Annotated in this window: 17 protein-coding genes; 3 read left to right on the top strand and 14 right to left on the bottom strand. The window is 65.4% G+C overall.

Annotation, left to right across the window (positions count from 1 at the left end; genetic code table 11):
• Positions 1–79: 79 nt before the first annotated feature.
• From KJP29_RS14095 to KJP29_RS14155, 13 genes are all read right to left on the bottom strand, one after another.
• Positions 80–925, bottom strand: a complete 846-nt coding sequence (locus KJP29_RS14095) for an SMP-30/gluconolactonase/LRE family protein (RefSeq protein WP_218464171.1) — start codon at positions 923–925, stop codon at positions 80–82.
• A gap of 260 nt (positions 926–1,185) precedes the next feature.
• Entirely contained in the window at positions 1,186–1,713 is a 528-nt protein-coding gene (locus KJP29_RS14100) for a DsbE family thiol:disulfide interchange protein (protein WP_218464172.1), read from the bottom strand.
• On the bottom strand, positions 1,710–1,865 hold the full coding sequence (ccmD, locus tag KJP29_RS14105; protein ID WP_218464173.1) for a heme exporter protein CcmD: 156 nt from the start codon (positions 1,863–1,865) through the stop codon (positions 1,710–1,712). Before ccmD ends, KJP29_RS14100 begins: the two co-directional genes overlap by 4 nt.
• Positions 1,858–2,631 carry a heme ABC transporter permease gene (locus KJP29_RS14110; RefSeq protein WP_218464174.1) on the bottom strand — a complete coding sequence of 258 codons (774 nt, stop codon included), beginning with the start codon at positions 2,629–2,631 and terminating at the stop codon, positions 1,858–1,860. The genes ccmD and KJP29_RS14110 overlap by 8 nt, the downstream gene beginning before the upstream one ends.
• Positions 2,632–2,682: 51 nt before the next feature.
• Entirely contained in the window at positions 2,683–3,339 is a 657-nt protein-coding gene (gene ccmB / locus KJP29_RS14115; RefSeq protein ID WP_218464175.1) for a heme exporter protein CcmB, read from the bottom strand.
• A complete protein-coding gene (gene ccmA / locus KJP29_RS14120) occupies positions 3,336–3,977 on the bottom strand; it encodes a heme ABC exporter ATP-binding protein CcmA (RefSeq protein WP_218464176.1) in 642 nt (213 codons plus the stop codon). Before ccmA ends, ccmB begins: the two co-directional genes overlap by 4 nt.
• Complete coding sequence (locus KJP29_RS14125) at positions 3,974–4,327, bottom strand: Mth938-like domain-containing protein (RefSeq protein WP_218464177.1); 354 nt, start codon at positions 4,325–4,327, stop codon at positions 3,974–3,976. Before KJP29_RS14125 ends, ccmA begins: the two co-directional genes overlap by 4 nt.
• Before the next feature lie 60 nt (positions 4,328–4,387).
• Entirely contained in the window at positions 4,388–5,542 is a 1,155-nt protein-coding gene (gene mltG, locus KJP29_RS14130) for an endolytic transglycosylase MltG (protein ID WP_218464178.1), read from the bottom strand.
• Positions 5,542–6,810: a beta-ketoacyl-ACP synthase II gene (fabF, locus tag KJP29_RS14135; protein ID WP_218464179.1), complete on the bottom strand. Its 1,269-nt coding sequence runs from the start codon at positions 6,808–6,810 to the stop codon at positions 5,542–5,544. Before fabF ends, mltG begins: the two co-directional genes overlap by 1 nt.
• Before the next feature lie 209 nt (positions 6,811–7,019).
• A complete protein-coding gene (locus KJP29_RS14140) occupies positions 7,020–7,253 on the bottom strand; it encodes an acyl carrier protein (RefSeq protein WP_218464180.1) in 234 nt (77 codons plus the stop codon).
• A gap of 231 nt (positions 7,254–7,484) precedes the next feature.
• Positions 7,485–8,222 (bottom strand): 3-oxoacyl-[acyl-carrier-protein] reductase, encoded by a 738-nt coding sequence (gene fabG / locus KJP29_RS14145; RefSeq protein WP_218464181.1) that lies wholly within the window; start codon positions 8,220–8,222, stop codon positions 7,485–7,487.
• Positions 8,223–8,240: 18 nt separating this feature from the next.
• Positions 8,241–9,182, bottom strand: coding sequence for an ACP S-malonyltransferase (gene fabD, locus KJP29_RS14150; protein ID WP_218464182.1), 942 nt, complete (start codon positions 9,180–9,182; stop codon positions 8,241–8,243).
• Positions 9,183–9,342: 160 nt separating this feature from the next.
• Positions 9,343–9,936 carry a hypothetical protein gene (locus KJP29_RS14155; RefSeq protein WP_218464183.1) on the bottom strand — a complete coding sequence of 198 codons (594 nt, stop codon included), beginning with the start codon at positions 9,934–9,936 and terminating at the stop codon, positions 9,343–9,345.
• Between the two features lie 323 nt (positions 9,937–10,259).
• Between KJP29_RS14155 and rpsF the strand changes: the two genes are divergently transcribed.
• From rpsF to rplI, 3 genes are read left to right on the top strand one after another with little or no spacing between them, the layout of a single operon-like run.
• Positions 10,260–10,631, top strand: coding sequence for a 30S ribosomal protein S6 (gene rpsF / locus KJP29_RS14160; protein ID WP_218464184.1), 372 nt, complete (start codon positions 10,260–10,262; stop codon positions 10,629–10,631).
• An 18-nt stretch (positions 10,632–10,649) separates the two neighbouring features.
• A complete protein-coding gene (rpsR, locus tag KJP29_RS14165; protein WP_008328567.1) occupies positions 10,650–10,877 on the top strand; it encodes a 30S ribosomal protein S18 in 228 nt (75 codons plus the stop codon).
• A gap of 12 nt (positions 10,878–10,889) precedes the next feature.
• Positions 10,890–11,504, top strand: a complete 615-nt coding sequence (gene rplI / locus KJP29_RS14170) for a 50S ribosomal protein L9 (RefSeq protein ID WP_218464185.1) — start codon at positions 10,890–10,892, stop codon at positions 11,502–11,504.
• 133 nt (positions 11,505–11,637) lie between these two features.
• Here rplI and KJP29_RS14175 read toward each other — a convergent pair whose 3' ends face one another.
• Entirely contained in the window at positions 11,638–12,897 is a 1,260-nt protein-coding gene (locus tag KJP29_RS14175; protein WP_218464186.1) for a SulP family inorganic anion transporter, read from the bottom strand.
• Positions 12,898–12,987 lie beyond the last annotated feature (90 nt).

Below are 12,987 nucleotides of genomic sequence, written 5' to 3' on the forward strand. Positions count from 1 at the left end.
GCAAGCTGGGGAGCGCGAGGGGGCACCCCCCCTCGCCCAGTCGCAGGTCGCGACAGCGACAGACGAAACCCGAAACCGGCTAGTCGACCGGCACCACGGTCAGCTTGCCCGCCTGCATGAGCGGCACGAGCAGCATCCCGTCCTTCACGCCGATGTCGGCGGCCCCCGCTTCGGTCGTGGCCAGCACCTCCTGCGCGCCCTCCACCAGCGCCACGAGCTCGCCTGTGGGATTGTCGGACCAGATGATCTTGTTGCCGACCACCACGACGCCGTCGATCGCCCCGGTCTCCTCGCCGCCGGGCACGATGGCCGGCGCACCGCCGTCGTAGCCCACCTTGAAGAGCGCGCCCCTGCCGGACACGCCGTTCTCCATCGAGAAACTCTCGCCCATGGACCCCACGATCAGCCCGTCCTCCGCTGCCCAGATCCCGTTTGGCAAGGACAGGCTGCCAGCCGGGACAAAGACCTCCGCGGTCCCCTCCATCACACGGTAGACCCCGCCCCCCATCATGTCGGTGACATAGACCGACCCGTCGGGACCGATGGCCACATCGTTGGGAAACATCGCCCCCTCGAGGGCCACGGTCGCCTCGACCGTGCCCGAGGCCACGTTGATCACATGAAGCCCCGTGGCGTCCGCGACATAGAGCTTGCCATTGGCCGATGCCATCCCTTTGGGGTCCATCAGCCCGGTTACCCAATCCGCCTCGATCATCTCACCTTCGGGCGACACCAGCGACAGCCCCCCGTCCATCCCCCCGTCGGGTCCGAAGACACCGATGTTGGACACGACGATCTGCCCGCTCCCGGCCTCCCAATAGGCCGATTCCGGCGTCCGGAACCCCTCGAGCGTCCAGCCGCCGTGGCTTTCGGCCAAAAGCGGCGTTGCCGCACAGACGGCACCTGCGATCAGAAATCCTCTCATGACATCCTCCCTGATGATGCCATGACTCTCGCGCCGGGGCCCCCCGCAGGCCAATCAATACGCGACATAGGCGGCGACGGCCCGCCGAGCACCCGCCTTGGGCAATGCAACAGCACCCAAAGGTGCCCGGTTCCCCTTCACCGCTTCATAAGTACCCTGGAGGGGGTCGCCAGTGTCGCGCCGTTCGTCCGAGAGGCAACGGCGACGGGGAGGCAAAGCCTCCCCCAATCGGTCGTCCCGGACGTAGTCCGGGGCGAAGCCTATTCCGCCGCCTCGGCCATCGCCGGGCGAATGATCTTGTCGAGTATCTCTTCCGTGATCGGCCCGGCGAAGCGTTTCACCACAACACCGTCGCCGTCGATCACGAATGTCTCGGGCACCCCGTAAAGGCCCCAGTCGAGCCCGGTGCGGCCCGAATCGTCCTGCACGAGCGCTGTGAAGGGATCGCCCAGCTCGTTCAGGAACTTCGCCGCGTTCTCCGTCGTGTCCTTATAGTTCACGCCATAGATCGGCACGCCGGCCTCGGCCATCGCGACGAGCTGCGGATGTTCGACCCGGCAAGGCGCGCACCAGGAGGCCCAGAAATTGACCAGCTTCACCTTGCCGTCAGCCAGCGTCGCGGCGTCGAAGCCCTCCGCATTCGGAAAGGCGCTCACGGTCAGCGCCGGGGCGACCCCGCCTTCGCGGGTGGACGGGAGCGCATCGCCCCCCTCCCTGTTCATGCCAAAGAAAAACAGCGCCGCGAGGCCCGCAAAGACCAGCGGCGGCAGGATCATCATGGGCTTCATGACGTCGACGTTCTCCGTGCTTCGGCTGCCGCCAGCGCCGCCTTGGCGCGTTTCGACTGCCACCATGTCAGCGCGATGACTGCGGCCATCAGCCCCAGCGTCGCGACCCAGGACCAGATCACCGGCCCCGCGTATTTTCCCAGATCAAGCATCCGCCATCCTCTCGCGCATCTGAAGCGCATGAAGCCGCCGCTTGCGCACCTCGGTCCGGGTGCGCACCAGAAGCAACGCCACGAAAAGGGCCACGAAGCCCACGAGACAGATCACCAACGGCTGCCAATAGACGTCCGAGACGTTCTCTTCGGCATCGAGCGACAGGCTCGCTCCCTGATGAAGGCCCTGGTTCCAGAAGTTCACCGCGTAACGGGACAGGAGCGCGAAGACGCTGCCCACGATGGCCAGAACGGAGGTCAGGTCGGCGGCGGTGTCCGGATCCTCGATCGCGGCCCAGAGCGCCATGTAGCCCAGATAGAACAGAAAAAGCACGAGGAACGAGGTCAGGCGCGGGTCCCAGGCCCACCAGGTGCCCCACATCGGCTGGCCCCAGACCGCGCCCGTGATGAGCGCGGCGAGCGTCATCACCACACCGACGAGCGCGGCCGCCTTGGCGGCTAGCGCGCTCACGTGATGTCGCCGGATGAGCCAGATGAGCGAAGCGACGAGCATCATCACCCAGATGTTGATCGCCATCATCGCTGTCGGCACGTGGACGTAGATGATCTTCACCGAGGACCCAAACCGCGCGGCCTCGGGCGTGAAGAAGAACCCCCAGACCAGCCCGACTGCCAGCGTGACCACGGCAATCCCCGTGGCCCAGGGCAGAAGCCAGCCCGAGATTTCCATGAACTTGACCGGGTTGGCCCAGGCCCAGAGCCAGTTCCAACCATCACGTCCCTGCTTGATCCTCGCGTCGTCCATGCTCTTCCCCTATGGCGTTGTCCCGGTCCGGGCAAGCGCCTCATATTCACATTATCGCAGGTTGATACGCAATGCCGCAGCCGCCGCGAAAGGTAGAAGCGCGATTGACCCCAGCGTGATCCCCGCGACCATGAGCATCGGCGTCATCGCCTCGAATCCCGCCATCCCGCGTGCCGCGGCTTCGGCCCCGAATATCAGCGTGGGAATGTACAGCGGCAGGACGAGAAGCGAGAGCAAGAGCCCGCCGCGCTTCAGCCCGACGGTCAGCGCCGCTCCGAAGGCCCCGATCATCGACAGCGCAGGCGTGCCGAGCGCGAGGCTCCCCATGATCCAGAGGAACCCCTCGGGAGGCATGTTGAGGAGCCCGCCGAAGACCGGCGCGGCGATCACCAGCGGCAGACCCGTGGTCAGCCAATGCGCCACCGCCTTCATCACCACCGCGCCCTCCATCGGAATCGGCGCGGTCGCGAGAAGATCGAGGGTCCCGTCCTCGAAATCGAGCTGGAAGATCCGGTCGAGCGACAGGAGACAGGCCAAGAGCGCCCCGACCCAAAGGATCCCCGGCGCGATGGGTGCCAGGATCGCAGCCTCCGGGCCGACACCGAAGGGCACCAGCGCCGTGACGATCAGGAAGAACGCAAGCCCCAGGCCGAAGCCGCCGCCGGCCCGCACCGACAGGCGTAGGTCCCGCAGGAGAAGCGCGATCACAGGAAGGCCTCGTCGAAGGAACTGTCGATGGCCGCTCTTGGTCCCGTGCCCGACCCGGCCTCGGCCTTGTAGGGCGTCACGTCGAAGACCTCGGCGTCGAGCCCGAGGTCGATGTGCGTCGCGATCAGCGCCGCCCCGCCCGCCGCCACATGGGCCCGCACCGCATCGGCGAAAAGCGCCACGCTCGCCGCGTCGAGCGATACCGTCGGCTCGTCGAGGAGCCAGATCGACCGTCCCGTGACGAGAAGCCGCGCGAGGCCAAGCCGCCGCTTCTGCCCCGCCGACAGGTTCCCCGCCGCTCGGCCACGAAGCCCCGACAGGTTGAAGCCCTCGATGGCGGGTTCCACCGAACCGGTGCCATAGACACTCGCCCAGAAGCGCAGGTTTTCCTCGACCGTCAGCACGGCCTTCAGTCCATCGGCATGGGCACCATAGGCGATCGTCTCGGCAGGCAGAGACACCTCGCCCGCCATGGCGGGCTGCAACCCCGCCAGCGTGCGCAGGAGCGTCGTCTTGCCCGATCCGTTGGGTCCGCGCAGGATCAGGACCTGACCGGCGGCCAGCCGGAAATTCAGTCCCGCCAACACCGGAACCCCGCCGCGCGAGACGGTCAGATCTGTGACCACAAGGTCCTTCAAACGGGCAGCACGGCGAGCGCCACGCGCCGCCCCTCCGAAAGCGTGATGTTGTAGGTGCGACAGGCCGAGGGCGTCGCCATCGCCTCGACCCCGATGCCGAGCGCGTCCATCTCGGCGACCAGATCGGCGGGCGCGAAAGACATGTCCGCCCCGGTTCCCAGAAACAGCACATCCACCTGCCCCGCCAGAGCGGCCAGCGCGGCCCGGTCGGAAAGGCCGCCCCAGGAAAGGGCCCGTGTCCCGGTGGCGATCATCGCCCCCTCGATGACCTTTCCGGCCACGCGAAAGAACCCGGGGCCATAGCCTTCGACGGGCTGCGCCTGATCATATGTGATTTCGTTGAGTTGCATGACGCTTGCCTACCCCGGCACCCGCGCAAAGAAAAGGGCGGCAAACTGCCGCCCTGCGTTCTATTGGTTCGCGGCCCGCTCCGCCTCGATCTCGCGCCAGCGCGCGACGTTGCGGTTGTGCTCTTCGAGCGTGGCGGCGAAAGCATGGCCCCCGGTCCCGTCCGCGACGAAGAACAGGAAGTTCGTGTCCGCCGGATTGAGCGCCGCCTCAATGCTGGCAAGCCCCGGGTTCGCGATGGGCGTCGGCGGCAACCCGTCGATGACATAGGTGTTGTAGGGCGTCTCGGCGCGCAGTTCGGACTGCCGGATCCCGCGTCCCAGCACGCCCTGGCCATTGGTGATGCCATAGATCACCGTGGGGTCGGTCTGAAGCCGCATCCCCTGCTCCAGACGGTTGACGAAGACGCTGGCCACCTGCGGACGTTCCGCCGCGATGCCGGTCTCCTTTTCAACGATGGACGCCATGATCAACGCCTCTTCGGGCGTGTCATAGGGCAGATCGCCGGCCCGGTTTTCCCAGGCGTCAGACAGCCGCTGAATCTGTGCCGCCTCCATCCGCGCCACCAGTTCCGGGCGCGAAGCACCGGGACGGACCTCATAGCTGTCGGGCGCGAGGCTGCCTTCCGCCGGAAGCCCTTCGACCGCGCCGTCCATGAACTCGACCTGATTAAGCGCATTCACGATCTGCCAGGAGGTCACGCCTTCGGCGATAGCGATCCGGTAGCGCGTGTCGGCCTCGGCCCGCACCCGCGTGTAATCCGCCGGGACTTCGGCATCGGGTGCAAACTCTGCCACTTCGACGAAGCTCTGCGTCGCGGGATCGAGCTCGCGCACATGGTATTCTGCCGCGTTCACCCCGATGCGATAGACGATTTCCGTTCCGCAGGTCGAAGCCCCGCCGCGCGTCACCACGTCCACGATCTCTTCCATCGAGGCGCCTTCCTCGACGAGGAAAGAGCCCGCCTTCAGGTCCTGGGTCTTGCCCGTGTATTCGGCCCCCATGCGGAAGATCGACGGGCTGGTGATGGCGCCCTCGGCTTCGAGCCGTTCGGACAGGCGTGAGAAGTTCGTGCCGCTCTCAACCTTCACGCAGATCGTTTGCGAAAGCGGACCGGCCACCGAATATTCCCGCTTGCCCCAGGTCACCACGCCGCCCACGACGACGAGTGCGACGATGGCCAGGGACAGCGCATTAGAGGCGATGTTGCGCCACATCAGTCAGCCACCCGCCCCATGATGAGACAGGCGTTGGTGCCGCCGAAACCGAAGGAGTTGGACAGCGCCACGTCGATCTTGCGGGGTTCCGCCTTGTTCGCCGCGAGGCTGAGTTTCGGCTCCACCGCCGGATTATCGAGATTGATCGTCGGCGGCGCGATCTGGTCGCGCAGCGCGAGGATCGAGAAGATGGCCTCGACCGACCCGGCCGCGCCCAGAAGGTGGCCGATGGAGGACTTGGTCGAGGACATCGTCACATTCGCTGCATGATTTCCCATGAGCCGTTCCACCGCACCAAGCTCGATGGTGTCGGCCATGGTCGAGGTGCCGTGCGCGTTCACGTAATCGACCGCATCGGGGCTCAGACCGGCAGACTTCAACGCCGCCTGCATGGCCCGGAACCCGCCGTCGCCATCCTCGGAGGGCGCGGTGATGTGATAGGCATCGCCCGACATGCCATAGCCCAGGATCTCGGCATAGATCTTGGCACCGCGCGCCTTGGCGTGTTCGTATTCCTCGAGCACCACGATCCCTGCGCCCTCGCCCATGACGAAACCGTCGCGGTCGGCGTCGTAGGGACGGCTCGCCTTCTGCGGCTCGTCCGGGCGCTTCGTCGACAGCGCCTTGCAGGCGTTGAAGCCCGCGATCCCGATCTCGGAAATCGCCGCTTCCGCCCCGCCCGCGACCATCACGTCGGCGTCGCCCAGCATGATCAGACGGGAGGCATCGCCAATGGCATGGGCACCCGTCGAACAGGCCGTCACGACCGCGTGGTTCGGGCCCTTGAAGCCGTATTTGATCGACACCTGGCCCGAGATCAGGTTGATGAGCGCGCCCGGAATGAAGAAGGGCGACACCCGGCGCGGGCCTTTTTCGTGGATCAGAAGCGCGGTCTCGGCAATGGAGTTCAGGCCACCGATGCCGGAGCCGATCATGACGCCCGTGCGCAGCGCCTCGTCCTCGGACACCGCTTCGATCCCGGCATCCTGCACGGCCTGCATCGCGGCGGCCATGCCGTAGAGGATGAAGTCGTCGACCTTGCGCCGGTCCTTGGGGTCCATCCAGTCGTCCGGGTTGAAGGTCCCGTCCGTTCCGTCGCCATAGGGCACTTCACAGGCATAGTTCGTGGTGACCCGGCTCGCGTCGAAGCGGGTGATCGGACCTGCGCCCGACTGACCGTCCAGAAGACGCTTCCAGGTTTCCTCAACCCCACAGGCCAGCGGCGAAACGATGCCCAGCCCGGTGACGACGACACGACGCTTCTCCATGAACCGCCCCCTTTTTTGACTGCTTTATTCGACGGGCGCTGAATAGCCCGCGCGGACCCCGCTAGGCAAGCGGGAAACGGCCCGCGCGCGCGGCAGACGGCGGGCTTCCGCCCCCCTGCGCCGGACGCGAGGGCCTTGGGGAATGGCCTGTTTCCAAAGCAAAACGGCACCCGCTGGGGGTGCCGTCCGCGAAACAGATGATCCGTGGATCAAGCGTTTTCCGAGATGAACTTGACCGCGTCGCCGAAGGTCTGGATCGTTTCGGCCGCGTCGTCCGGGATCTCGATGCCGAACTCTTCTTCGAAGGCCATGACGAGCTCGACGGTGTCGAGGCTGTCCGCGCCCAGGTCGTCGATGAACGAGGCCGATTCCGTGACCTTGTCCTCTTCCACGCCGAGGTGCTCTACAACGATTTTCTTCACGCGATCTGCGACGTCGCTCATATCAATTCCTCACAGTTTTCGGGCGCTTGGCCCCATTTGTTGACCTCTTGCGAGGCCGATTTCCGTACCCAAACAAGCGCTCGGGACAGCCGGCACGTCCCATGAACCGGGCTGCGTCAAAGCCCCCTTTAGCACAATCGTGACCGGGGGCAAACGCTTTGTCCCTAGGGCTCAGAGCATACCGAGACTTGAAGGCTCACAGTGTCAAATCTGCACGCCAGCCAAGCCCGCCTAGAGCATGGCCATCCCGCCATTCACATGGATCGTGGCACCCGTCGTGTAGCCCGCTTCCGGCGACGCGAGGTAAAGCACGGCGGCCGCGATTTCCTCGGGCGTGCCCATCCGGGCGGCGGGGATCTGGGCGTTGATCTTGTCTTTCTGCTCGTCGTTGAGCTTGTCCGTCATGGCCGTCGCGATGAAACCCGGCGCGACACAATTGGCCGTGATCCCGCGGCTCGCGACCTCATAGGCGATGGACTTGGTCAGCCCGACCATACCGGCCTTCGACGCGGCATAGTTCACCTGCCCCGGATTGCCCGTCGCGCCCACGATGGAGGAGATGTTGACGATCCGGCCCCAGCGCGCCTTCATCATCGGGCGCATCACGCCCCGGCAGAGCCGCATCGTCGAGGTGAGGTTCACGTCGATCACCGATTGCCAGTCCTCGTCCGACATCCGCATGAAGATCTGGTCCTTGGTGATGCCCGCGTTGTTCACGAGGATATCGAGCCCGCCCATCGCCTCGGCCGCCTGTTTCGGCAGCGCCTCGACGGCTTCTGCATCCGACAGGTTGCAGGGCAGCACATGCGCCCGCTCACCCAGTTCGGCGGCCAGCGCCGCGAGCGGCTCTTCCCGCGTGCCCGAGAGTCCGACCGTCGCCCCGGCTCCATGAAGCGCCTTGGCAATTGCGCCGCCAATGCCACCGGAAGCGCCCGTTATCAGCGCATGTTTTCCTGTCAGATCAAACATCTGCTCGTCCTTCCTTATTTATTGCCCGAAGGCTTCGACAGCCGCCTTCACATCCTCCGGCGTGCCCACGGCCCGCGTCGCGATCTCCTTGTCGATGCGCCGGATCATGCCTGACAGCGCCTTGCCCGCGCCGATTTCCCAGATCTCGCTCACGCCCTGCTTGGCCATGTAGAGCACGCTCTCGCGCCAGCGGACCGACCCCGTTACCTGCTCCACGAGGAGCGAGCGGATGGTCGTCGCGTCGGTCACCGCATAGGCGCAGACGTTGGCGACGAGCGGCACGCGGGGGTCGAGAATGTCGACGTCGTCCAGCGCCTCGGCCATGACATCGGCCGCGGGGCCCATCAGCTCGCAGTGGAACGGCGCCGACACCGGCAGCATCACGGCGCGTTTCGCGCCGCGCTCCTTGGCCAGTTCCACCGCCCGCTCGACCGCCTCCTTGTGGCCCGAGACCACGACCTGGGCCGGATCGTTGTCGTTCGCGGCCTGGCACACATCTCCTTCGGAGGCCGCGGCGGCCACGTCACGGGCCGTTTCGAAATCGAGCCCCAGGAGCGCGGCCATGGCGCCCACACCGACCGGCACCGCCTGTTGCATGGCAAGACCACGGGTGCGCAAGAGCCGCGCCGTATCGGCGACCGACAGGGCACCCGCCGCGCAGAGCGCCGAATACTCACCCAGCGAATGTCCCGCGACGAAGGACGCCGCCTCGATGCCCACGCCCTCGGCCTCCAGCGCGCGCATGGCCGCCATCGACGTCGCCATGAGTGCCGGCTGCGCATTCTGGGTCAGGGTCAGCGTATCCTGCTCGCCCTCCCAGATCAGGGAGGAGAGCTTTTCGCCAAGCGCCTCGTCCACCTCGTCGAAGACGGCCTTCGCCGCAGGATAGGCTTCGGCCAGATCGCGGCCCATGCCGATGGTCTGCGCCCCTTGACCGGGAAATACGAATGCGCGGGTCATGTCCCCTCCCTCGTTCTGGATTGCAAAGCGGGATACCTTGACCCGGGGCTTTTCGCAACGGCAAGCGTCCGGGTCGACCATGGGCGACCCGTCCGAAACGATATGAGGGCCGGCGACGCCGACCCTCGATCAGGTCCGAGAAACCATAGCCGCGATGAAATCAGGTCAGGGGGCGGCGGCAGGCCAGATCAGCGAAGAGCGTCTCGCGCAGGAGTTCCATGTCGTTCTGCCGACCGCGTGCCACCTCGATGCCCGTCGCTCCGTCCGCGAGCCGAAGATATAGCCGCGCCGGCACCCGGCCATTGGCGCGCATCAGGAAGATCGAACGCACCTCATCGAAGCTCAGGATATCATGGATTTTGAAGTCATTGGTCAGGTTGCGACCGCCCAGACGCAGCACCCTGCTTTCGGTATCGACCTGCACCTCCATTCCCGGACGCTTGCGGCCTTGCCAGACGAGGACGCCGCCCACGAGCGTGAAAAGCACCATCGCCATCATCTTCATGCCGTAGACGTCGGCGGTGTGAACCGCATCGGGCATGAGCCACAGGCCGATCCCGGCGAGAAACAAGATCGCGCCCCCGAACCGGGCCGCGATCGGACCGATGCCCAGGGAGGCGCCCGCCGGGCGGTCAATGCCGAAGGCATAGCCCCAGTCGGTCCGCTCGATCAGCGAGGGCGCGGCCTTGACCGGGTTCGGGCGACCCCGCGACGGGGGCATCTGAATCGTCATCGGGTCGACATGGGCGGTCATGGCATGGTCCTTGATCTGGTCGTATGTCGCGGTATTCGCTTCGCGTATCCGCGACTTTCCCGGCGAATTTGGACCGAAGTTTGTCGATCCCGGGTTGTTTTGGCGGTAGGCAAGACGCGGATCGGCAGGCTAAACAACGTCCCTGCCCGCCAGCCTGCCTTGCCTCAGGACAAAGCGCCCCGAGACGCGTTCCCGGTTGCTTTATTCCCCGATCCATGCGACAGGGCGGCTCCTTCCGCAATGACGAGAACCGCGTTGCCTCTCGTGGACGGGCGCGGAAGGCAAACCGTCCTATGAAGCGCGCCTGAAAAATTGGAGCACCCATGCCGCTTTATGAGCATGTGATGATTGCGCGTCAGGACCTGTCCAACGCGCAAGCTGAAGGCCTTGTCGAGCACTTCTCGACCGTCCTCTCCGACAACGGTGGCAAGATCATCGATTCGGAGTACTGGGGCGTCAAGACGATGGCCTACAAGATCAACAAGAACCGCAAAGGCCACTACGCCTTCCTGAAGACCGACGCGCCTTCGGCCGCCGTTCAGGAAATGGAACGCCTGATGCGCCTTCATGACGACGTGATGCGCGTGATGACCATCAAGGTCGACGCTCACGACGAGGGCCCCTCGGTTCAGATGCGCAAAGATCGTGACGACCGCGGTGATCGCGGCGACCGTCGCGAACGTCGCGACCGCTAAGGAAAAAGGAGCTAACCTATGGCCGCTAAACCGTTTTTCCGCCGTCGCAAAGTCTGCCCGTTCTCGGGTGATAACGCGCCGAAGATCGACTACAAGGACACGAAACTCCTGCAGCGCTACATTTCCGAGCGTGGCAAAATCGTGCCGTCCCGCATCACCGCCGTTTCGGCCAAGAAGCAACGTGAGCTTGCCCGCGCCATCAAACGCGCCCGTTTCCTCGCCCTGCTTCCCTACGCCGTGAAGTAAGGAGAAAGCGCAATGCAAGTCATCCTTCTGGAACGTGTCGCAAAGCTTGGCCAAATGGGCGAAGTCGTCGACGTGAAGCCGGGCTACGCCCGCAACTTCCTTCTGCCGCAGGGCAAGGCGCTCACCGCCTCGCAAGCCAACATCGCCTCCTTCGAGGACCAGAAAGCGCAACTCGAAGCGCGCAACCTGGAATCCCGCAAGGACGCCGAGTCGCTCGGCGCGAAACTCGACGGACAGCAGTTCATCGTGATTCGTTCGGCCTCGGACGGCGGCAACCTCTACGGCTCCGTCACCACCCGTGACGCGGCCGATGTGGCCACCGAAGAAGGCTTCAGCCTCGACCGCAAACAGGTCATCATCCGTCAGCCGATCAAGACGCTGGGCCTGCACGAGGTGGAAATCCACCTGCACCCCGAAGTCATGGTCACGATCAAGCTGAACGTGGCCCGCTCGCCGGAAGAAGCCGAACTTCAGGCTTCGGGCAAGTCGATCCAGGAACTCGCTGCGGAAGAAGAAGCCGCTGCCGAATTCGAGATCGCGGAACTGTTCGACGACCTCGGCTCGGCCGCGTCGGACGATTTCGACGACGCGCCAGCCCCGGCCCGCGAAGAGACCGAAGAAGAGTAATCTTCCGATCAGGAACAATCCGAAGGCCGCGCGGGGCATCCCGCGCGGCCTTTTCGTTATCCGGCGTACCTGACTGGCCCGCTTTGTCCCAACCCATGCCGCCGCGGCCCTTTGCCTGCCGTGTCCGGGCCAGTCATCCGTCGCGCGGATCGTAGTCTACCGGGGACGCCGACCGGCGCAGCCGCAGCCCGAGCCCAAGAGCGACCCCGACACTGATCGCCACGGTCAGGTCCGCGACGACCGTCAGCACGAGCGTGATGAGAAGCAGCGCCACATCCGACCGCGACCCTGCAAGGTAGCTCTTCCACTTGTGCGGCTCTGCCATGTTCCAGGCGGTGAGCATGAGCAGCCCAGCGAGCGCAGGCATGACAAGTGCCCCGACGAGAGGGGCCGCCACCAGGGTGACAATCAGCACGGTTAACGCGTGGACGATCCCGGCCACCGGGGTGCGCCCACCCGCCCGCACATTGGTCGCCGTCCGCGCAATGGCACCGGTCGCGGGCAGGCCGCCGAACAGAGCCGCGCCGATGTTGGCCGCGCCCTGTGCCAACACCTCGGCATTGGGCCGGTGGCGGCCCCCGATCATCCTGTCCGCGACCACCGCCGACAGAAGGCTCTCGATCCCGGCCAGAAAGGCGATGACGAAGGCTGACGGCAGGAGCTCCACAATCCGCGCCATGTCCATCGCAGGGAGCTTGGGCATTCCGAGCCCGCGGGGCAGCGCGCCGAAACGGGCCTCGATGGTGTCAACCGGCAGTCCTGCTGCAAGCGCGAGTGCCGACACCGCCCCGACCGCCAGGATCAGTCCCGGCAGTCGCGGGAAGAGGCGTCGCAGGAGCACGATAAGCCCCATCGTAACGACGCCCGTGGCAAGCACTGGCCAGGATATCGTGCTCCGTGCAGCCCAAAGTGCAGCCATCTTGGGCAAGAAGTCGGCAGGCACGACGGCCATGTCGAGTCCGAGGAGATCCTTGAGTTGGCTCGTGCCGATGATGATCGCGATTCCGATGGTGAACCCGTTGATCACCGCTTCAGGAATATAAGCGACAAGGCTCCCTGCCCGCGCGAGCCCCGCTATGACAAGTATGATCCCGGCCATCAGGGTCGCAATCACCAGACCGTCGAAGCCGTGATCGACGACGATGGCCGAAACGACGACGATGAAGGCGCCGGTCGGCCCCCCGATCTGGACCCGGCTGCCGCCGAGCGCTGAGATCAGAAAACCGCCGACGATAGCGGTGACAAGCCCCGTCGCGGGCGGCGCGCCCGAAGCGATCGCAATGGCGAGGCTCAGGGGCAATGCGACCATCGCCACTGTCACACCCGCACCGAGATCGGCGAGAGCCAAGGGCCAGCTATAGGCTTTCAACGTTGTCACAAGCTTGGGCGTCATGGTTCTTCGCTACGCCTGCGATGCTGCACCTTCAAGATGAACAGGTGAGAACATCGAAATCGCGCAACCTGGCCGACCCGTTCGCCTATT

The sequence above is a fragment of the Maritimibacter sp. DP1N21-5 genome, assembly GCF_019218295.1.
GTDB lineage: Bacteria > Pseudomonadota > Alphaproteobacteria > Rhodobacterales > Rhodobacteraceae > Maritimibacter.

Coding starts and splice junctions, on each gene's coding strand:
- KJP29_RS14095 (WP_218464171.1), bottom strand. CDS start 925: ATGAGAGGATTTCTGATCGCAGGTGCCGTCTGTGCGGCAACGCCGCTT.
- KJP29_RS14100 (WP_218464172.1), bottom strand. CDS start 1,713: ATGAAGCCCATGATGATCCTGCCGCCGCTGGTCTTTGCGGGCCTCGCG.
- ccmD (WP_218464173.1), bottom strand. CDS start 1,865: ATGCTTGATCTGGGAAAATACGCGGGGCCGGTGATCTGGTCCTGGGTC.
- KJP29_RS14110 (WP_218464174.1), bottom strand. CDS start 2,631: ATGGACGACGCGAGGATCAAGCAGGGACGTGATGGTTGGAACTGGCTC.
- KJP29_RS14125 (WP_218464177.1), bottom strand. CDS start 4,327: ATGCAACTCAACGAAATCACATATGATCAGGCGCAGCCCGTCGAAGGC.
- mltG (WP_218464178.1), bottom strand. CDS start 5,542: ATGTGGCGCAACATCGCCTCTAATGCGCTGTCCCTGGCCATCGTCGCA.
- fabF (WP_218464179.1), bottom strand. CDS start 6,810: ATGGAGAAGCGTCGTGTCGTCGTCACCGGGCTGGGCATCGTTTCGCCG.
- KJP29_RS14140 (WP_218464180.1), bottom strand. CDS start 7,253: ATGAGCGACGTCGCAGATCGCGTGAAGAAAATCGTTGTAGAGCACCTC.
- fabG (WP_218464181.1), bottom strand. CDS start 8,222: ATGTTTGATCTGACAGGAAAACATGCGCTGATAACGGGCGCTTCCGGT.
- fabD (WP_218464182.1), bottom strand. CDS start 9,182: ATGACCCGCGCATTCGTATTTCCCGGTCAAGGGGCGCAGACCATCGGC.
- KJP29_RS14155 (WP_218464183.1), bottom strand. CDS start 9,936: ATGACCGCCCATGTCGACCCGATGACGATTCAGATGCCCCCGTCGCGG.
- rpsF (WP_218464184.1), top strand. CDS start 10,260: ATGCCGCTTTATGAGCATGTGATGATTGCGCGTCAGGACCTGTCCAAC.
- rpsR (WP_008328567.1), top strand. CDS start 10,650: ATGGCCGCTAAACCGTTTTTCCGCCGTCGCAAAGTCTGCCCGTTCTCG.
- rplI (WP_218464185.1), top strand. CDS start 10,890: ATGCAAGTCATCCTTCTGGAACGTGTCGCAAAGCTTGGCCAAATGGGC.
- KJP29_RS14175 (WP_218464186.1), bottom strand. CDS start 12,897: ATGACGCCCAAGCTTGTGACAACGTTGAAAGCCTATAGCTGGCCCTTG.